This is a genomic window from Myxococcus sp. SDU36, assembly GCF_030168875.1.
Lineage (GTDB): Bacteria > Myxococcota > Myxococcia > Myxococcales > Myxococcaceae > Myxococcus > Myxococcus vastator.
Genome location: NZ_CP077414.1, coordinates 6,435,669 through 6,453,674 on the forward strand (window position 1 = coordinate 6,435,669; position 18,006 = coordinate 6,453,674).

Consider the following 18,006-nt stretch of genomic DNA (forward strand, 5'->3'; position numbering starts at 1 on the left):
TGTGGGGAATTGTTTCCTCCCACCTTTTCCGTCGAATTTTCCCCTCCGGCCTCCGCCCGTGGTGCCAGGGATTACGGACGGTTACCGCCGCTGCTGCCCTTCTTGAGCTGATCCATCAGCTCCTGGCGGGCGGCAGGATCTTGCGGACCGGTGGGGGCGGCGCCGCCCACGGGGGGCGCGGTGAGGGACGGCTTGCCGGCGGTGGAGGCCTTGTCCTGGGTGAACTTGGAGGCCTCGAAGTCCGGGGGGGAGCCGGGCAGCTCGCCCTTCATGCCCTTGATGAGGATGTTGGCGGCCTCTTCGGAGGAGAGGGGGTTGAAGCCGTTGCGGCGCAGCTCCTCGTCGGAGATGACGGCGACCTCGGCCTCCTTGTCCTTGTCCTGGGCGTACTTGAGGACCAGCTCCACGTAGTCCTCGAGCTTCATGCTCACGGCCTCGGCGATCTTCTTCGTCTCCGGGTCCTTGAGCAGCTCCGCGCGAACGACCTCGATGGGCCGCTTCAGGCCGCGCTTCGGCTTTCCGGTGTTGTCCTGGGACATGCTCTTGCTCCGAGAAGGAAATGGGACAGTGCGCCGGACTCTAGCCCAGTTTCCCCGCTTCACACATTCCCGCCCACCTTGGAACGCGGGAGCCGGAGTGCGGGAGACGGCTTCACGCCCGACTGCCCGTGACTACCTTTGGCGGCAGCGAAGGACAGCCAGAGAGACGAGGCACGCCATGGCGATTTCCAAGCGGGGGCTGGTGGACAGGGTGAAGGAGGTGGCCGTCGAGGCCGGCACGCGCGGAGCGCGGGTCCTCCTGGGCACCGCGGTGATGACGGCTCGGGGGGTGGCCAACCTCCAGTCCAGGATTCGGGGCACGCCGACCCGAGGCCGCGTGAAGGCGGCGGGGACGCGGCGCGCGGCCAAGGCGGCCCGCGGCGTCATCGAGAGCGGCAAGCCCACGAAGGCCCCGGCGCGCCGCAAGTCACCGTCCGCCAGGACGGCCTCCGCGGCGGGAGCGAACGCTCAGGTGGGCCGCAAGGCCGTGCCCGCCCAGCCCGCCGCCGCCAAGCGCGGCACCGCGAAGAAGGCGCGCCCCGCCGTCAAGACGAAGCGCGGACAGAAGCACCGGCACTGAGGCGAGGCCTCAGCGGGCGGCGTTCCTGGACACGGCCTTCGCGCGCGCGCCGCCGCTCACCTTCTTCTGCTTGGGGGCGATGCGCGTCACCGTGCCCGGACGCCGGGCAATGGCCGCCTCGCGGGCCGCCTCCTCGGCGGCGCGGGCCACGGCGGCCTTCAGCGCGAGCTGTTCGGCCTGCTGTGCCCAGCGGTGCTTCAACACGTCCCGCAGCCCGTCCTTCTGCAGGTCCACCTGGGCCTTGTGCAGACGGTAGTGCAGGTCCTCGCGCAGCGTGCCGCGCGCCAGGGCCGCGTCCGCCGAGCCGGAGACGCCCAGCACCAGCTTCGGCCGCTCCTCCTGCGTCCGCAGGCACTGCAGCAGGACGAACTGCGCGTCCCGCCCCAGCTTCGCCACGTCCGGGATGAACACCACCCCGTTGGGCTGCCGGAGCGCCTGCGGCAGCTCCGCCGCCTGCCGCACCTCCGCCAGCTCCACGTTGAAGTTGCGCGCGGCTTCCTGCGCCCAGCTTCGCCGCTCCTCTTCCGTGCCCCCATGCAGGAGCAGCGAGGAACGGTTACAGACGAGCTCCACTTCACGATAACCCTGCGGTGTCACCGGCGGCCCCCCTGCGTCTGGAAATGCGTGATTTCGAGATGCTAATGCAGACGTGCCCTCCCGGGCACGTCGGAGCCGGGACCACCTGACAATCCTTTCAGGTGATGACAGGTATTCCCGCTGTCAGGAGCCCCTGCCTCAGGCGGAGGGCACCACCACGACGGGCCGGCGGCAGCGGGCCACCAGCTCATGGGCCACCTCGCCCTCCAGGGCGTCCCGCAGCCGCGAGGGCTCCAGGGACGTCCCCACGCACACCAGGTCCACCCCTTCGCGCTCCGTGGCCTGGCAGATGGCCAGCGTCACGTCCTCGCCCGTCACCCCCTCCACGCTCCAGCGCACGGCCTGGGCGATTTCGTCGCGCGGCACCAGCGCCCACAGCCGCTGGAGCACCCCGTCCCGGTCCCTCACGGGCTCGGGCAGCACGCCGTAGTGGTCCGCGAAGCCGCGGTCCTCCAGCTTGCGGCGGTGGACGTGCAGCAGGTGCACCCGCCCCCCGGGCCCCACCAGCGCGCGCGCCTGGAAGATGGCCTTGGCGCTGGCCTCGGAGAAGTCCACGGGCACCAGCACGCTTCGCGGCGCGCGGTCCGCGCGCCGGGCCCGCACCATGGGCGGCACACACACCACGGAGTGCGCCGCGTGCCGCAGCACGCCCGCGGACACCGAGCCGTGCCACAGCCGCTTCACCCCGCTGCGCTGGTGCGTGCCCACCACCATCAGGTCCACGCCGCGCGTGTGCGCCACGTGCATCAGGTGGTCCGCCGGACGGCCGAAGCCGGGCTCCAGCACCACCTCCACGCTGCCCTCGCCCACGAGCTCGCCCACCTGCTCGCGCACCTCGCGTTGCAGCACGCGCTCCACGATGGGGTCCAGCGCCTCCATGTCCTGCAGCCCTGGCTCCAGCAGCTCCACGTGCACGGGGCTGTGGATGCCCAGCCGCTCCCGCTCGTCCATGGGCGAGCACACGTAGGTGGCCAGCACGTCACACGGCCCCACCCGGCGCAGCTCACGCAGGAAGGCCACCGCGGCGCCCGTGGTGGAGGAGCCGGGGTCCACGCCCACCAGCACCAGCAGCCGCCTGCGGCCCCGGGCCCAGTCCGTCAGCGCGGTGTCGCTGCGCACGGCCAGCACCGGCGCGCAGCCGTAGCGGGACAGGCGTTCGGGCACCGTGGCCCGCCGCCACGCCGAGGTGCGCCAGCCGGACGCGGCCACCACAATCCACCGCGCCTGCCGGCACTCCTCGTCGGTCAGCACCTCGTCCGCGGAGGTGCCCGTCTGCAGCCGGTAGCGCACCACCCGCGCGAGCGTTTCGAGCCGCGCGGCCTCCGCCTCCAGCCGCTGCTGGGTGAGCGTCAACGCGCCGGAGCCGTCGTCGAGGAAGGCGTCGCCCTCCGCGACGCCCAGGAGCAGCAGCGGCTCTTGCAGCCGTCCCGCCACGGCCGCCGCCACGTGGGCCGCCGCGAGGGACTCAGGGGACAGGTTGGTGACACACACGATGGCCATGGCTGCCCTCCAGGTTCGGGAAAACCCTTCCCCGTGAAGGAAACAATGGCCATGGCGACGCCAGGGAGCGGGCACCCGCGCCACGCTGGCTCGCTCCGGGGCCCGGCGCGCACCGCGGACGTGGGCTCGCGGGGCATGGACACGCCCCAGCGCTAGCGCGCCACCTTGGGCGCGGCGTGCCCGTCGTGGTTGGTGTGGTCCTGCTCCTCGCCCGAGCCGCCCCGGTCATCGCTCTTGCCGAAGGTGGCCAGGAAGACCTCGTCGCCGTTGCTCGTGTAGCGGTACCCCCGGCCCCACGGGTCCAGCGGCACGGAGGGCAGGTACGCGGGCACCAGCAGCGCCTCCACGTCCGCCTCTTCCGGCAGGGTCCCCTTGTCCGCGCGGTAGCGGCCCAGGGCCTCCTCCAGCACGGCGAAGTCCTGGTGGATGCGGTCGGCGTGCACGGCCTTGGAGCCGCTCAGCGCACCCACCAGGACGGCGACCACCAACCCGAGTCCGAAGACGAGCCCCACGAACAGCACGGGGGAGCGGCGGGACGGAGGGGGCTCGTCAGACGAGGCGTTCATGACCCCTTCCTATAGCCCCTTTCCGCTCGCGAGGCGCGCGTGGACTTCACCCCTTACAGGGCACGGAACAGTGGAACGGGCTGCTGCTTGCCCTTCAGCCGCACGGGAGGCAGGTCCTCGAAGGCCGTCTCGTTGGCGTCCACCAGCTCGCGGGTGCGCTCCCCCACCAGGATTTCCCCCGGGCCCGCCAGCGAGCACAGCCGCGCGGCCACGTTCACCGCGTCACCGATGCAGGTGTACTCGGCGCGCACGGTGCTGCCGATGTTGCCCGCCACCACCACGCCCGAGTTGATGCCAATGCCCAGCTCCAGCACCAGCGGCTGGCCCTCGCGCCCGCCCGCCGCCCACTCCGCCTCCGCCTCGATGCGCAGGTCCGTCAGCGCGTCCATCATCATCTTCGCGGACTGGAGCGCGCGCAGCGCGTCATCTGGGCGGGCCACCGGCGCGCCGAAGACGGCCATCAGCCCGTCGCCCAGGAACTTGTCCAGCGTGCCGCCGCAGGTGAGCACCGCGTCCGACATCCGCCCGAGCACCTGGTTGAGCACCCCCACCACCTGCTCCGGAGGCAGGCTCTCCGCCAGGCCGGTGAAGTTGCGGATGTCCGCGAACAGCAGCGTCACCTCGCGCTTCTCGCCCGTGAGCACCACCGCGTCCGCGCTCTTGAGGATTTCCTCCACCACCGCGTCGGACGTGTAGCGCGCGAACAGCTTGCGCATGCGCTCCGTCTCACCCGTGCGGCGCACCACGCTTTCGATGCGCGCGGCCAGCTCGTCCATGGACGCGGACTTGTTGACGTAGTCATCCGCGCCGGCGCGCAGGCCGCGCACGCGCTCCGCCTCCACGTCGTTGGCGGTGAGGATGATGACGGGCACCGCGTGGCTGGGGCCTTCCTTCAGGCGGCGGCACAGCTCCACGCCGTCCAGGCCGGGCATCTCCAAATCACTGAGGACGATGACGGGCTGGATGCGGCCCATGCTCTCCAGGGCCTCGAACGGGTCCTGGAAGCAGAGGACCTCGTAGCCCAGCGCCACCAGGCCCTCCTGCACGAAGGCGCAGGCCAGCGGGCTGTCGTCCACCACCACCACGCGGCGGCGGCCGTCGGAGGCGGGGCGCGGCAAATCCTGCCGCCCGGCGATGCGGTTCTGCAGCCCCAGCGCCTCGTAGATTTGCTTGTAGGTGCAGTGGCCCAGCTCCACCAGGATTTCGCCCAGCTTGCGGCCGTCGCGGCGCTGACGCGCGAGCGCCTCGTCGAGCTGCGCCAGCGTCACGTACTTGAGCCCCACCAGCAGCTCGCCCAGCGCGGGCTGCAGGGGGCTCTTGTCCTGGTGCAGCCCGAGCGCCTCGCCCAGCGCGTCCTGAATCTGCTCCCGCGTGACGTAGCCCAGGGAGATGAGGGCTTCCCCCACGCGCTGCCCGGTGAGGGCCTGGAGGGCGAGCGCCTCCTGCACCTGGCTGGGCGAGACAACCCCCAGCTTGAGCAGCAAGTCACCAAACAGGGGGCTGGGAGCACTCATAGTGGGCGAGCGTACCCCACCCCCCCCACCCACGGGGAGTCCGGGACTTACGGGCGGCCGCGCGGCGCCACCACCCGGAGGTCCATCCGGCGGTTGGCCTCGCGTCCGTGGGAGGTCTCATTCGACTCGACGGGCTTGTCCGGGCCGAACCCCCACGCCTCCAGCCGGTCCGGCGGGACACCCCGCGCCACCAGGTAGTCCCGCACCGCCTCCGCGCGCGCCAGCGTCACCTCCCGCTGCACGTCCGCCTCCCCGCGGTTGTCGGTGTGGCCCTCGATGGCGATGACGCCCAGCCGCGGGTGCATCAGCAGGACTTCGGCCACGTTGTCGAGCGCCGGCTGGACACGCGGCTGGAGGGTGGCGGTGCCGGGCGCGAAGGTGATGCGCTCCAGCAGCTCCAGCCGGTCCGGGCGGATGACGACGCGCTGCCTGCGCGCCGCCGGGCAGCCCTGGTTGTCCGGCGCGCCCCGCTCGCGCGGGCAGTTGTCCCGGTGGTCCGCCACGCCGTCCCCATCCACGTCCCGCTCCGGGCAGCCACGCAGCGAGGGCAGGCCCTCCTCGTCGGGACAGGCGTCCTCTTCATCCGGCACGCCGTCCCCATCCGCGTCGCGAATGGGGCACCCCTCGCGCGAGGCGGGCCCGGGCTCGTCCGGACACTTGTCCGCCGCGCCCTCCACCCCGTCGCGGTCCGGGTCGTCGATGGGGCAGCCCCGCCGCTCCAGCAGGCCGAACACCCGCGGGCAGGCGTCCTTCGCGTCCTCCACGCCGTCCTCGTCCGAGTCGCGGATGGGGCAGCCGTCCCGCGAGGCGGGCCCGGCGCGACGCGGGCACTTGTCCAGCGCGTCCTCCACGCCGTCCCCGTCCGTGTCCTTCATGGGGCAGCCCTGGAGCCTCGCGAGCCCGCGGACGGTGGGGCAGGCATCCTCCCCATTGAGGACGCCGTCCCCATCCGCGTCCAGGCCCGGTTCGGGCGCGTGCCGACAGCCCGGGGCGGCCACGGCCGCCAGCACGGCGGCGAGCAGGGCCCGTCGGAGGAGTGCGCGCGTCTTCATCCGCGGAACCAGAGCGCAGCGAGTGCGGGCTGTCCAGACGCTCACGCTGGCAGGGGCAGCTCCACGGTGAAGGTGGAGCCCTTGCCCGGCTCGCTCACCAGGCGGATGCGGCCGCCGTGGGCCTCGACGATGCGCTTGGTAATCCACAAGCCCAGGCCCAGGCCCTTGAAGTGCTGCACCGACGCGGAGCGCTCGAACTGCTCGAAGATGCGCTCCTGCTCCTCCGGCGACACGCCGATGCCCTCGTCGCGTACGGACAGCCGCGCCACCGGGCCCACCGCGTCCACCTCCACCGTCACCGGCCGGCTCGCGCCGTACTTCGCCGCGTTGGTGAGCAGGTTCACCAGCACCTGCTCCAGGCGCAGCCGGTCCCACTGTCCCGACACCGGCCTGTCCAGCAGCAGCCGCACCTCGTTGCCCGCCAGCGCCAGCTCCTCGGACATGCGGCCCACCAGCTCGCGCGTCAGCGCCGCCAGGTCCACCTCCTCGCGCTTCAGCCCCAGCCGCCCCGAGCTGAGGCGCGACACGTCCAGCAGGTCATCGATGAGCAGCCCCAGCCGCTGGCCCGCCTTCGCCGCCCGCTCCGCGCGCTCCGCCAGCCCGTCCACGGCCATGGCGTCCCGGGCCATGCGCGCCAGCAGGTGAATCTGGAGCTGGAGCGCGTTCAGCGGCGACTTCAGCTCGTGCCCCGCCACCGACAGCAGCTCGTCCCGCGCCTTCACCGCCTGCGTGGCCGCGCCGTACAGCCGCGCGTCTTCAATGGCCAGCGCCGCGCGCGCCGCCAGGCTCTCCAGCAGCGCGCGCTCCTCCACCGAATACTCGCGGCCCCGCGCCTCGCGCATCACCCCCAGCGTGCCCAGCACCCGGCCGCGCACGCCCAGGGGGACGACGATGACGCTGTGGGGCCCGTAGCGCTGGAGGAAGGACATGCCCTCCGGCACGCGCTCATCGCGCAGGTCCTCCGCCTGGAGGCGCGGGACGAAGAGCGGCTGCCCCGTCGCCGCCACCCGGCCCGGCAGCCCCTCCCCCACCCGCCCCGGGCAGCGCCGCATGGACGCGTCCAGCACCACGCGCGCCTCCGCGTTGGGGTGGTGCACCGACACCAGCTCCAGGCGCGTCTTGTCCTCGGAGAGCAGTTGGAGCACGCACGCGTCCCCCAGCGCCTCCGACACCTTGCGCACCAGCACCTCCAGCACCATGGACAAGTCCAGCCCCGCCTCCGCGATGAGGTGGCTGACCTGCACCAGGACGTGGAGCCGCGCCGCGCCGCGCCGGCTCTCCTCCTCCGCCGCGCGGGCCTTGCGGAACAGGTCCGCGTTGTCGATGGCCAGCGCCGCGCGCCCCGCCAGCTCCTCGGCCAGGGACAGGTCCGGGATGTCGAAGGGCGCGGACGTCGCGCTCCGCATGAAGGTGAGCACCCCCAGCGTGCGCTGCCGCGCCACCAGCGGCGTCAGGATGAGCGAGCCCACGCCCAGCTCGCGTGCGGCCGCGTACAGCCGCGCCGCCGCCGTGCGGGTGTCCCCGGGCTCCGCGGTGGGCCGCGCCATCATCCACGGGCGCCCCGAGGCGAGCACCTCCGCCAGCAACGTGGGGCTGCCTTCCTGCGGAGCGAAGCGCAGGAGCTCCAACCCGCGCGGCGCCGACCGCGGGTTCTCATAGAGCACCGCCAGCCGCCGCACCACGCCGTCCTCGTACGAGTCCACCGCGCAGCCATCCGCGAAGTGGCCCAGCGCCAGCCGCGCCACGCCCGCCACCGTCTCCTCCCAGTCCAGCGACGCCGACACGAGCGCGCTCGCATCCGCCAACAGCCGCAGGCGCTGTCCCGCGGCCTCCGCCTGGAGCCGCGCCGTGCGCTCCCGCGCGTACAGCCGCGCGCGCTCCAGCGCCTGGCCGCACTCGTGGCCCAGGCCGGTGATGGAGGCCCGCTCCAGCGCGGAGAAGCGCCGCGCCTCCAGGAAGCCGAAGCACAACGTGCCGAAGGTTTGCCCTTCCACGTGCAAGGGCAGCAGCACCAACGCCCGCAGCGCCCCCAGCGCGGGCACCACGTCCCGCACCGCGGCGGGCGTCTCCAGCCACACCGGCGCGCCCGGCACGGGCAGCACGTCCCGCGCCGCGGCGGGCGTCTCCAGCCGCTCCGGCGCGCCGAGCGCGGGCACCAGTTCCTGAACCGCGGCCGGCGTCTCCGACCCCACTGGCGAGCCGAGCACCACGTCCCGCGCCGCGGCGGGCGTCGCCAGCCGCACCGGCGCCCTCGCGTCGTGACCCGGCACACCGCTGCTTCGCCAGGGCGGCACCCGGAGCGCCTCTCGCTCCGCGTTGGACACCCCCAGCGCGGCCTTCAACGCCAGCGTCCCGTCCGGCTCCACCAGGTGCACCAGGCCCACGCCCGCGCCCACCGCGGGCAGGCCCTGCTCCAGCACCACGCGCGCCACCTCGTCCCCGGACAGCGCACGGCCAAAGGCCTCCGTCACCGCCTGGAATCGTCGCAGCCGCAGCACCTCCGACTCCTCCACCTCCGCCCGCGCGGACAGCACGGACTGGCGCAGCGTCTCCGCCATGCGCTCGCGCTCGAGCGCCAGCGCCGCCAGCTTCACCGAGAGACCGAAGCGCCGCAGGTCCTCCTCCCGTGGCCGCCACGCCTCGCGGAAGAGCACGCCCAGCACACCGGCGGCGCCCAGGCCGGAGGCGAAGTAGAGCGGCTGGGAAAGCAAGGCCGTCGCCCCCAGTCGCCGCAAGGCGTCCGGCTCCGAGGCCAGCAGCGCGTCTTGCGACACGTCCTCCAGCACCCGGGGCAGACGCGGCTCACCGGGCGGGGGCGCCTGGGCCAGCAGTTGCTGCGCGCAGAGGGCGGCCGCCTCCGCGTCCACGCCGTGCGTGGTGAGCGTGCTCAAGTCGCCCGTCCCGCCCCACCAGCACAGGAAGGCCCCTGAGGCCCCCAGCGTGGCGGACGCCTGGCAAAGCAATTCCTCCAGCACCGCCACCACCGGCGGTGCTGCGGACAGCCGCTCCAGGGCCCGCGACATGCGGTCCACCGCGGCTCCCACGTTTTTTCCGGGCACCTTCATGCCCCACTCCCCCCGGCACGGACGCATGGCTCCCTGCCTCGAAGCCTCATTCTCCCATGCCGGACGAAGCGTGGAAACCGCACAGCGCGTTGCCCGGGAGTACGGGGTTCCCCGTGGGTGCCTCAGCGCTCGAAGACGCGGAAGAAGGCGAAGAAGATTTCCAGCACGATGAGCAGGACGATGACGGCCTCCAGCGTGTGGGAGCGGTCGATGTCCACGTCGCCCTTGAGCAGGCCATACGTTTGCGCCAGCAACTGCTGCTTTCGGGTGACGGCGGCCTGCCACGGAGGAATCCGCATGCGGCGCACGGCGCTCTCGTAGACCTTGGCCAGGTAGAAGTCGCCGATGATTTTGAGGCTGTTCTCCACGCGCTCGATGAACTCGTTGAGGTCCACCAACGTGGAGAGCGTCTGCCGGGCCAGGTTGCGGTAGGGGCTGCGGAACAACGTGGCCCAACCGTGCCGCGCGGACTGCACCTTCTCGTGGATGCGGGTGATGTGCGCGTCCAGCCGGTCGTCGTAGTAGCGGAACTCCAGCAACTGCGCGTTGGCAATCTCCAGCAGGTCGGGGATGTCTCTCGAGCCGGACGGCTCGTAGACGAAGGCGCTGTTCCAGTCGATGACGACCAGGTCGTGGATGGTGTAGCTGAAGCGCGACTGGAGCACGGACTCACTCTCACGCGGGGACAGCGGCACCGTGCCGCTCTCCCCCAGGAGCAGCCGGGCCAGGTCCGCGCGCGACATCAGCTCCTCCGCGGTGGGATTGCCACGGATGTGCTCGGCGAAGATGACGGTGTAGCTCTCGCTCTGCTCCCAGAGATGGGGCGCCTGCGCGGCGGGGGCGATGGTGCGGCGCACGCCCTCCACCAGCTCCAACGCCAGGTCCTCCAACGCCTGGCTGTCATAGAGTTCGTCCGCCATGCGCGTGAGCACCTCCAGCGAGGTGCCCGGAACGACGGGCACCTGCAGGATGATGGACACGGCGCCGTGGTCGAACAGGCGCGCGGTGACATCCACCGTGACGGGGCCATCCCGCAAGGCCAGGGGCCGGCGGCCCAGCTCATAGGCCAGCGGCGGGTTGGGCAGTTGGATGTACTGACTGTTCTCCCGTGACAGCTTGAGCCGGCGCGAGTCCTCCGTGAGCACCCGGCGCGCGCGCTCCAGGTCCAGCTCCTCCGCGATGTCGAAGGTGCGGTAGCAGAGGACGTACGCCTTGTCGAAGAGCAGCGGTTCAGCAGCGTCCATGGTGCGTGAAGCCTAACCCGCGCCCATGACAATCCGTGGCCGGCCACCCTGGCATGCCAGACAGTCGTCATTGCCTCCGCGGAGCCGTGCCGGAATGGGGACGGCCCCGGGAGGCGCGGGACTGTCTTCGGCCGCGCGGACGCTCAGGGCCGGTGGCGCGGCGGAGGCGGCGCCAGCTCCGTGCGCACGTCCCACAGCTCCGGGAAGAAGCGCAGGTCCAACGCCTTGCGCAGGAAGCCCACGCCCGACGAGCCGCCCGTGCCCTGCTTGAAGCCGATGATGCGCATCACCGTCATCATGTGGCGGTAGCGCCAGAGCTGGAAGCGCTCCTCGGTGTCCACCAGCTTCTCGCACATCTCATACGCGTCCCAGTGCGCCTCGGCGTCCTGGTAGATGCGGCGGAACACCTCCACCACCTCCGGGCTCTTCTCGTAGGGCTTGCGCCAGTCACGCTGCACGTGGCTCTGCGGCACCGGATGTCCCATGCGCGACAGATGGCGCAGGAACTCGTCATACAGGCTGGGGGATTCGAACAGCCGCTCCAGCTCGCCGTGAATGGCGGGGACGTGGCGGAAGGGCGTCAGCGCCTGCGCGTCCTTGTTGCCCAGCAGGAACTCCAGCGCGCGGTACTGGAAGCTCTGGAAGCCAGAGGAGCTGCCCAGCGTGTCGCGGAACTCCAGGTACTCGTTCGGCGTGAGCGTCTCCAATACGCTCCACTGTTCGAAGAGCATCCGTTGGATGTGCGCCACGCGCGCGAAAATCTTGAACGACGGCTCCAGCCGGTCCGCCTGCACGTAACGGATGCAGGCGCCCAGCTCGTGGATGAGCAGCTTCATCCACAGCTCGCTCGTCTGGTGCTGGATGATGAACAACAGCTCGTCATGGTGAGGCGGCTGCGAGCGCGTCACCTGGGCCGACAAGAGCCGGTCGAGCTGCAGATAATCACCGTACGTGGTCCTTCCGGCCAGGTCGGTGATGATTCCAGGCTCCAAATCGCGTTTGTTCATGGGCCCGGGCATTCATGCTCGTGCAAGCCCCCACGGGCAAGTCTCTCCCGCATGGGCGGACCCCGATTCCCCTCCCGACGACAGAGCGGAACGACGGGGGCGCGGTCACTCTCTGCCCGGGCCGGGGCAGCGTGCCGCTGGCTAGCCTGCGTGCCCAGCCTGAGCGGCAGCCGCCAACGCCTTGGACGCGGCGCGTCCACGCGGCAGCTTGATGTCGTCCACGCTGTCCGGGTCGGCGTAGTCCTTCCAGTCGCTCGGGCGGCGGTTGGTCTTCTCCAGCATGCGGAGCTTCTGGTAGTGGGCCGCGCAGTAGCCCTTGGTGCGGCTGGGCTTGCCGCAGCCGATGATGGCGCACGCGCGCGCGCCGTCAGCACCCGCCGCCGCCGGCTTGCGGCCACGACGCTTGCCGCCCGCGGCCGCGGGAGCCGCCGTCACGGAGCTGCGCGCCGCGGGAGGACGACCCGGGCCACGACGGACCGCCTTGGCGGACGCGGGAATCTGGGCGCCGAACAGGGGCCCGACGACCTCGGCCAGCGGGGCCAGGCGCTCGGCCACGTTGCGGAGCGCGTCCAGGTCCGCCGTGCCCTCCTCCAGGCGCGCGACCACGTCACGCAGCGGCTTGAGCTGGACCTCGATTTCATTGCGGATCATGTCGCGAAACGCTTTATCCACGGACATTCGTTGAATCCTCACCTGGGAACGACAAGAGTCATGCAGTACGGGGGGGGCTGATGCTCGATGCTTGTGATGCTGCCCATACCCTTACCTTCCAAAAAAGGTTTTGTCTAAAGGAAGAGATAAAAGTTGTGACTGAGCAACGGACCATTCGCCCCGTTGTCGCAGGTCTCACCTGTTTCCGGGCGGCCTCCGGGGCCTAACCGTCCCAGCGCAGGGGCTCCAGCAGGGGGGCCTCCCCCGCCACCTGGAACACCTGGGGGCGTGGCAACAGGTCGTCCCAGGTGGTCGATAAATCACGACGCAGGTCGTCCAGCGACAGGGAATCCAGGGCAATCATGAGCTGGGGCAGTCGTGCATTCTCCTCTTCTTGGAAATGCGCCACCGCCAGGTCTCCCAGTGTCAACAGACGCGCCTGCCACTCGGGATGACCCGAGGGCAGCTCCTCCAGCTCAGCCATCAGCTCGCGCAGGGTGAGCGGGTCTTCCGTCTGCTCACGGCAAGACTCGCGGCCCTCCACCCGCGCCATCACCGGGTAGAGGCAGCGCTCCTCCAGTCGGGAGTGAAGCCTCAGCAATGTCAGCAACTCCGCCGTCAATCCCCTCAGCTCATCGGGTTCCACACCCGATGCCAGACGCTCGAGACGCGCTTCCAGTTCCCGATGCGGGTCGATGAGGATGTCGAACGGGCTGCCCATGCCGGAACGTTCGGCATGCACCCGGAAGCAGACAACCTGAGTATGCCTGCAAGCTGGCATTACTCAAACTCCTACGAGCCCCCACTATCAGAGCCGTCCCTGTCTCAGGGGGGCCTGGCTGCCCGGCGGCCAGGAGGAAGGCGCCGCCTGCTGGGGGCGCCGCGCATCCCCATGTTTTTCCACCATGGATGCCCCGCTCGCCAGCCTGCGCCGGGCTGTATTCCGCCTCGCCGAACAGGGCGCGGCGCTGTCGGCCCTGTACCACCGGGCGCGGCTGGTGGGCTGCGAGCACCTGCCCGTGAAAGGCCCGGTGTTGCTGGTGGGGAACCACGGCGTCTGGGGTTACGAGACACCGGCGTTCTTTCATCTGCTCCACCAGCGCACCGGCCGCTATCCATTGGGCCTGGCGGAGCGGGGGTTCTTCCGCATCCCGTTGATCCGCACGGTGTTGCCCTGGCTGGGCGGCGTGGAGGGGACGCGGGAGAACGCCCTGACGGCGCTGCGGGCGGGCTCGCTGGTCGTCTGCTATCCGGGGGGCGCGTGGGAGACCTTCAAGCGCAGCCAGGGGCGCTACCGGCTGCGCTGGGAGCGGGCGCTGGGCTTCGCGCGGCTGGCGGCCCGCGCCGGGGTGCCGGTGGTGCCCTTCGCCGGCCAGGGGGTGGATGACACCTTCCGGTGGCCCCTGGGCGAGGAGCGCCTGTGCGTGCGTCTGACGGACGATGACAAATACCGGATGCCGTTGGTGCTGGGCCTGGGGCCCCTGCCCTGGCCCGTGCGGCTCACCTTCCACCTGGGGACACCCCACGCCCCGCCGCCTCCGGATGCCAGTGAAACCAGCCTCCGGGCCTTCCGGGACACCGTGGCCGCCAGCGTGCGGCGGCTCCTGACGAGGCATTCCCATGCGTGAAGCCCTGTCATCCCGCCCCGGGGGACACCCTCGAAGCCCGCCGCTCGTCCCGGAGGTGGACGACATCCAGACGGGTTACGCCCACCTGCCCTGTGAACAGCGTCCCGTGCGAGGCACACCGGTACGCCTGTTCACCTTCCCAGACAGCAACAGGGATGAAGCACGCACCGTGGTGTGTCTTCCGGGGCTGGGGGCCAGTGGCCGCTCCTTCGCGCCCATGGAGCCGCTGGCGGACGCGCTGAGGCTGCTGCTGTGGACGCCGCCCCTGCGCACCCCCGCCACCCACACCCCGCTCTTGTGGAACCTGGCGGTGCTGGAGCACGCGGAGTCCCTGCTGCCGGGGCGCTTCGCCCTGCTGGGGTCGTCCTACGGAAGCCTGCTGGCCATGGCCTATGCCCTGGCCCACCCGGAGCGGGTGAAGGCGCTGGTGCTCGTGTCACCGGTGGCCAGCGTGCACCGCGGCCGCCGGCTGGCCCTGACGTTGTCCACCCTGGTGCGCGCGCCCCGGCCCCTGGCGTACCTGCTGGCGCCCACCGTGGCCCGGGTGCTGGGAGGCCGCCGGTTGCCGCCGGAGGGCCGGGCCGAAATCGTGCGCGAGGCCCGGCGGCTGTCCCCGGTGGAGCTGCTGCGCCGGCTGCGAGACATCCTGACCACGAACCTGATGCCCCGGCTCCATGAGCTCCAGGTGCCCACGCTCGTCATCCAGGGCGGCCGGGACGTGCTGGTGCCACCCCGCGCCGCCCGCGACGTGGCCCGCCACATCCCCGGGGCCCGGCTGGCGCTCATCCGGGGCGCCAGCCACCTGCCCTACATCAGCCACCCCGAGGCCTTCAACACGCTGGCCGGGGACTTCCTCCGGCACCACCTGGACTGAAGCCGCCACCCACGCCATGACCACCGACACCACCCACCTGTCCCGCTCCGCCCTGCTGTTCCTGGCCCGCCGCCCTGGCCTGGAGGACGCCGCCATGCGCCTGCGCCCCTTCCGGCGGCTGGCCTCGCGCTTCATCGCCGGGGAGACGCTGGAGGAGGCCGTGGACGCCGTGAAGGCGCTGTCCGCGCGCGGGCTCATGGCGTCGTTCGACCACCTCAACGAGGCCGTCCAGACGCCCGGGGAGACGCGGGAGGAGGTGCGCCAGTACCAGCGGCTGCTGGCCCGCATCGACCGGGTGGGCGTGCGGGCCAACGTGTCGATGAAGCTCACCCAGTGCGGGCTGCTGTTCGATGAAGCCCTGGCCCTGGAGAACGCGCGCGCGGTGGTGGCCGAGGCCGCAGCCCGCGACTCCTTCGTGCGCATCGACATGGAGGACAGCTCGGTGACCCAGGTGACGCTGGACATCGTGCGTCAGCTGCGCGCGGAGTTCGGCGAGCCCCACGTCGGCGCCGTGTTGCAGAGCGCCTTGCGGCGCACGGAGCAGGACGCGAAGGCGCTGTGCGCACAGCGCATCCGCGTTCGTCTGTGCAAGGGCGCCTATCTGGAGAAGCCCGACGTGGCCTTCCCAGACAAGCGGGACGTGGATGCCAGCTTCGTTCGCACCCTGCGGGTGCTGCTCGACAGCGGCGTGTATCACGGCATCGCCACGCACGATGAACGGATGATTGAAGCGGCACTGGACCACGCGGCGAAGCGCGGACTGCCGCGCGGCGCCTTCGAGTTCCAGATGCTGTACGGCATCCGCAGGGACTTGCAGGAACGACTCGTGAGGGAGGGTCACCCGGTGCGCATCTACGTGCCGTACGGACGGCACTGGTACCCGTACTTCATGCGCCGGCTGGCCGAGCGCCCCGCCAATCTGGGCTTCCTGCTGCGCAACCTGGTACGTGGGTAGGAAGCGGTACGTGCCTTCCCGCATGGCGTGCGGGGCCCGCGCGAGGCCCGCGTGCGGGTGAAACATGCGGATGAAACACCAGACCGCGCGCCCTCATGGAGACCTGCGCGTCAGGACCCACGCCCACCGCGTTCGGACTGGCCCGCATGGACAGGCATGTCCGGGCAACCCCATACCGGGGCCGGTTCGCGCATCGCGACATTCCCTGCTCATGTCCCCCATGTCTCGTCGCATGGCGCCGATGCGTCGCGAGCGAGCGGCTGCCCGCGCCTCCGCCCTCCGCGGGGCCCGTGGACGGCTCGCCGGGCCGAGTGCCCCGGAGGGACACGCCACGGGGGACGTCCCTAGCTTTCCCGCATGGCGCTGCCCATCGAAGCCCATGCCCTCATTGGAGACACGCACAGCGCCGCGCTGGTGGCGAATGACGGCGCCATCGACTGGCTGTGCTGGCCGCGCTTCGACTCGGACGCGTGCTTCGCGGCGCTGCTGGGTGAGCAGCGGCATGGCTTCTGGCGCATCGCCCCCACCGCGCCCGTGCGGCGCGTCCACCGCCGCTACGTGCGCGACACGCTGGTGCTGGAGACGGAGTTCCACACCGACACCGGCATCGTGCGCCTGTGCGACTTCATGCCGCTGCGCGAGGACACGGACACGCCGCGGTTGATTCGCATCGTGGAGGCCCGCGCCGGACAGGTGCCGCTCCAACTGGAGTTCGCCCCCTGCTTCGGCTACGGCGACCGCACGCCCTGGGCCCGCCTGATTCCGGGCGGCGTGAGCACCAAGGCCGGCCCGGACGCGCTCTACCTGTCCACGGAGCTGCCGCTGCGCTTGGAGCACAGCCACGTGCTGGCGGACTTCCGCGTGCCGGAAGGACAGCGCCGGGCCTTCGTCCTGTCCTGGCATCCCTCCCACCTGCCTGCACCCCGGCAGCCGCCGGACCCGTTCCTCACGCGCGAGGACACGGAGCGGTGGTGGCGCGCCTGGGCGTTCCGCTGCATCCACGAGAGTCCCTGGCGCGCGCAGGTGATGCGCTCGCTCATCACCCTCAAGGCGCTCACCTACTCCCCCACGGGCGGCATGGTCGCCGCGCCCACCACGTCCCTGCCGGAGCGGATGGGCGGCGTGCGCAACTGGGACTACCGCTTCTGCTGGCTGCGCGATGCCACGCTGACGCTGCTGACCCTGCTGGACGCCGGCTACACCCAGGAAGCCCAGGCCTGGCGGGACTGGCTGCTGCGCGCGGTGGCCGGAGAGCCCGACGAGTTGCAAATCCTCTACGGCGTGGCCGGAGAGCGCCGCGCCACCGAGCTGGAGCTGCCCTGGCTGCCGGGCTTCGCGGGCTCGCGCCCGGTGCGCATCGGCAACGCCGCCGTGGGCCAGCTCCAGTTGGACGTCTTCGGCGAGATTGCCGACTGCCTCTACCACGCGCTCCGCCACGGCGTCTGTTCGGACACCGAGGCCTGGGACGTGAGCGTGCACCTGCTGCGCTTCGTGGAGCGAAACTGGGAGCAGCCCGACGAGGGCATCTGGGAGGTGCGGGGCGGACGACAGCAGTTCACCCATTCCAAGGTGATGGCCTGGGTGGCCATGGACCGGATGGTGAAGACGGCGAACCTGCGCGGCATGCGCGGCGCGCAGGTGGAGCACTGGAAGGCGCTGCGGGCGCGGATGCACGCGGACATCTGCGCGCGGGGCTACGACGCGCGCCGCAACACCTTCACCCAGGCCTTTGGCGGCCAGGCCCTGGACGCCAGCCTGCTGTTGATTCCCATCGTGGGGTTCCTCCCTCCCGACGACGTCCGCGTGCGCGGCACCGTGGAGGCCGTCCGCCGCGAGCTGTGCCACGACGGACTGGTGCGCCGCTACCACACGCACGAGACGCGGGACGGCCTCCCTCCGGGAGAAGGCGTCTTCCTGGCGTGCAGCTTCTGGCTGGCGGACGCGCTGGCGCTGATGGGCCGCGAGGGCGAGGCGCGCGAGCTGTTCGAGCGCCTGCTGGGCCTGTGCAATGACGTGGGCCTGCTGTCCGAGGAGTACGACCCGGTGGCCCACCGGATGGTGGGCAACTTCCCGCAGGCCTTCAGTCACCTCGCGCTGGTGGGCACCGCGCTGAACCTGTCGCGAGAGGGCGGGCCCGGTCAGCAGCGGAGCCACTGACGGCGGCGGCGGCCCGGGGCCATTGCCTGGAAATGAAGCGGGCCCCGGGTGGCCCACACACGGCCGCGCCCTGTGGG

General features: G+C 71.5%; 16 protein-coding genes. 5 read left to right on the forward strand and 11 right to left on the reverse strand.

Annotated features, from left to right (window positions below):
* Nucleotides 1–71 precede the first annotated feature (71 nt).
* Nucleotides 72–539 (reverse strand): hypothetical protein, encoded by a 468-nt coding sequence (locus KGD87_RS26095; RefSeq protein ID WP_176411724.1) that lies wholly within the window; start codon nt 537–539, stop codon nt 72–74.
* Between the two features lie 178 nt (nt 540–717).
* On the opposite strand from KGD87_RS26095, the gene KGD87_RS26100 reads away from it, so the two are divergent.
* Entirely contained in the window at nt 718–1,119 is a 402-nt protein-coding gene (locus KGD87_RS26100) for a hypothetical protein (RefSeq protein ID WP_284663411.1), read from the forward strand.
* Nucleotides 1,120–1,128: 9 nt separating this feature from the next.
* Here the strand turns inward: KGD87_RS26100 and KGD87_RS26105 are convergent, their stop codons facing one another.
* The 10 genes from KGD87_RS26105 to KGD87_RS26150 form a co-directional block, all read right to left on the reverse strand.
* Nucleotides 1,129–1,716: a P-loop NTPase family protein gene (locus KGD87_RS26105; protein ID WP_176419910.1), complete on the reverse strand. Its 588-nt coding sequence runs from the start codon at nt 1,714–1,716 to the stop codon at nt 1,129–1,131.
* Between the two features lie 138 nt (nt 1,717–1,854).
* Complete coding sequence (locus KGD87_RS26110; protein ID WP_284663413.1) at nt 1,855–3,216, reverse strand: universal stress protein; 1,362 nt, start codon at nt 3,214–3,216, stop codon at nt 1,855–1,857.
* A 152-nt stretch (nt 3,217–3,368) separates the two neighbouring features.
* Nucleotides 3,369–3,782: a type II secretion system protein GspG gene (locus KGD87_RS26115; RefSeq protein WP_284663415.1), complete on the reverse strand. Its 414-nt coding sequence runs from the start codon at nt 3,780–3,782 to the stop codon at nt 3,369–3,371.
* A gap of 53 nt (nt 3,783–3,835) precedes the next feature.
* Nucleotides 3,836–5,296, reverse strand: coding sequence for an adenylate/guanylate cyclase domain-containing protein (locus KGD87_RS26120; protein WP_284663417.1), 1,461 nt, complete (start codon nt 5,294–5,296; stop codon nt 3,836–3,838).
* A gap of 47 nt (nt 5,297–5,343) precedes the next feature.
* A complete protein-coding gene (locus KGD87_RS26125; protein WP_284663419.1) occupies nt 5,344–6,348 on the reverse strand; it encodes an OmpA family protein in 1,005 nt (334 codons plus the stop codon).
* A gap of 41 nt (nt 6,349–6,389) precedes the next feature.
* Nucleotides 6,390–9,440: a GAF domain-containing protein gene (locus KGD87_RS26130; protein WP_502887961.1), complete on the reverse strand. Its 3,051-nt coding sequence runs from the start codon at nt 9,438–9,440 to the stop codon at nt 6,390–6,392.
* 95 nt (nt 9,441–9,535) lie between these two features.
* Nucleotides 9,536–10,657, reverse strand: a complete 1,122-nt coding sequence (locus tag KGD87_RS26135; RefSeq protein ID WP_284663423.1) for a hypothetical protein — start codon at nt 10,655–10,657, stop codon at nt 9,536–9,538.
* 143 nt (nt 10,658–10,800) lie between these two features.
* Complete coding sequence (locus KGD87_RS26140; protein WP_176421136.1) at nt 10,801–11,676, reverse strand: tryptophan 2,3-dioxygenase; 876 nt, start codon at nt 11,674–11,676, stop codon at nt 10,801–10,803.
* A gap of 129 nt (nt 11,677–11,805) precedes the next feature.
* Nucleotides 11,806–12,342, reverse strand: a complete 537-nt coding sequence (locus KGD87_RS26145; protein WP_284663427.1) for a cell wall protein — start codon at nt 12,340–12,342, stop codon at nt 11,806–11,808.
* Between the two features lie 196 nt (nt 12,343–12,538).
* Entirely contained in the window at nt 12,539–13,057 is a 519-nt protein-coding gene (locus KGD87_RS26150; protein WP_284663429.1) for a hemerythrin domain-containing protein, read from the reverse strand.
* A 163-nt stretch (nt 13,058–13,220) separates the two neighbouring features.
* On the opposite strand from KGD87_RS26150, the gene KGD87_RS26155 reads away from it, so the two are divergent.
* The 4 genes from KGD87_RS26155 (at nt 13,221) to KGD87_RS26170 (ending at nt 17,929) form a co-directional block, all read left to right on the forward strand.
* Nucleotides 13,221–13,943 carry a lysophospholipid acyltransferase family protein gene (locus KGD87_RS26155; RefSeq protein WP_284663430.1) on the forward strand — a complete coding sequence of 241 codons (723 nt, stop codon included), beginning with the start codon at nt 13,221–13,223 and terminating at the stop codon, nt 13,941–13,943.
* Nucleotides 13,936–14,817 (forward strand): alpha/beta fold hydrolase, encoded by an 882-nt coding sequence (locus KGD87_RS26160; protein ID WP_284663432.1) that lies wholly within the window; start codon nt 13,936–13,938, stop codon nt 14,815–14,817. Before KGD87_RS26155 ends, KGD87_RS26160 begins: the two co-directional genes overlap by 8 nt.
* A 16-nt stretch (nt 14,818–14,833) precedes the next feature.
* Nucleotides 14,834–15,772: a proline dehydrogenase family protein gene (locus KGD87_RS26165; RefSeq protein ID WP_284663434.1), complete on the forward strand. Its 939-nt coding sequence runs from the start codon at nt 14,834–14,836 to the stop codon at nt 15,770–15,772.
* A 357-nt stretch (nt 15,773–16,129) separates the two neighbouring features.
* Nucleotides 16,130–17,929 carry a glycoside hydrolase family 15 protein gene (locus KGD87_RS26170; protein ID WP_284663436.1) on the forward strand — a complete coding sequence of 600 codons (1,800 nt, stop codon included), beginning with the start codon at nt 16,130–16,132 and terminating at the stop codon, nt 17,927–17,929.
* The last annotated feature ends 77 nt before the right edge of the window (nt 17,930–18,006 follow it).

Bases quoted from the DNA above. Each gene is read 5' to 3' on its own strand.
- KGD87_RS26165 (WP_284663434.1), top strand. From the start codon at position 14,834: ATGACCACCGACACCACCCACCTGTCCCGCTCCGCCCTGCTGTTCCTG.
- KGD87_RS26160 (WP_284663432.1), top strand. From the start codon at position 13,936: ATGCGTGAAGCCCTGTCATCCCGCCCCGGGGGACACCCTCGAAGCCCG.
- KGD87_RS26110 (WP_284663413.1), bottom strand. From the start codon at position 3,216: ATGGCCATCGTGTGTGTCACCAACCTGTCCCCTGAGTCCCTCGCGGCG.
- KGD87_RS26095 (WP_176411724.1), bottom strand. From the start codon at position 539: ATGTCCCAGGACAACACCGGAAAGCCGAAGCGCGGCCTGAAGCGGCCC.
- KGD87_RS26170 (WP_284663436.1), top strand. From the start codon at position 16,130: ATGGCGCTGCCCATCGAAGCCCATGCCCTCATTGGAGACACGCACAGC.
- KGD87_RS26120 (WP_284663417.1), bottom strand. From the start codon at position 5,296: ATGAGTGCTCCCAGCCCCCTGTTTGGTGACTTGCTGCTCAAGCTGGGG.
- KGD87_RS26100 (WP_284663411.1), top strand. From the start codon at position 718: ATGGCGATTTCCAAGCGGGGGCTGGTGGACAGGGTGAAGGAGGTGGCC.
- KGD87_RS26115 (WP_284663415.1), bottom strand. From the start codon at position 3,782: ATGAACGCCTCGTCTGACGAGCCCCCTCCGTCCCGCCGCTCCCCCGTG.
- KGD87_RS26140 (WP_176421136.1), bottom strand. From the start codon at position 11,676: ATGCCCGGGCCCATGAACAAACGCGATTTGGAGCCTGGAATCATCACC.
- KGD87_RS26125 (WP_284663419.1), bottom strand. From the start codon at position 6,348: ATGAAGACGCGCGCACTCCTCCGACGGGCCCTGCTCGCCGCCGTGCTG.
- KGD87_RS26145 (WP_284663427.1), bottom strand. From the start codon at position 12,342: ATGTCCGTGGATAAAGCGTTTCGCGACATGATCCGCAATGAAATCGAG.
- KGD87_RS26135 (WP_284663423.1), bottom strand. From the start codon at position 10,657: ATGGACGCTGCTGAACCGCTGCTCTTCGACAAGGCGTACGTCCTCTGC.
- KGD87_RS26155 (WP_284663430.1), top strand. From the start codon at position 13,221: ATGGATGCCCCGCTCGCCAGCCTGCGCCGGGCTGTATTCCGCCTCGCC.
- KGD87_RS26130 (WP_502887961.1), bottom strand. From the start codon at position 9,440: ATGCGTCCGTGCCGGGGGGAGTGGGGCATGAAGGTGCCCGGAAAAAAC.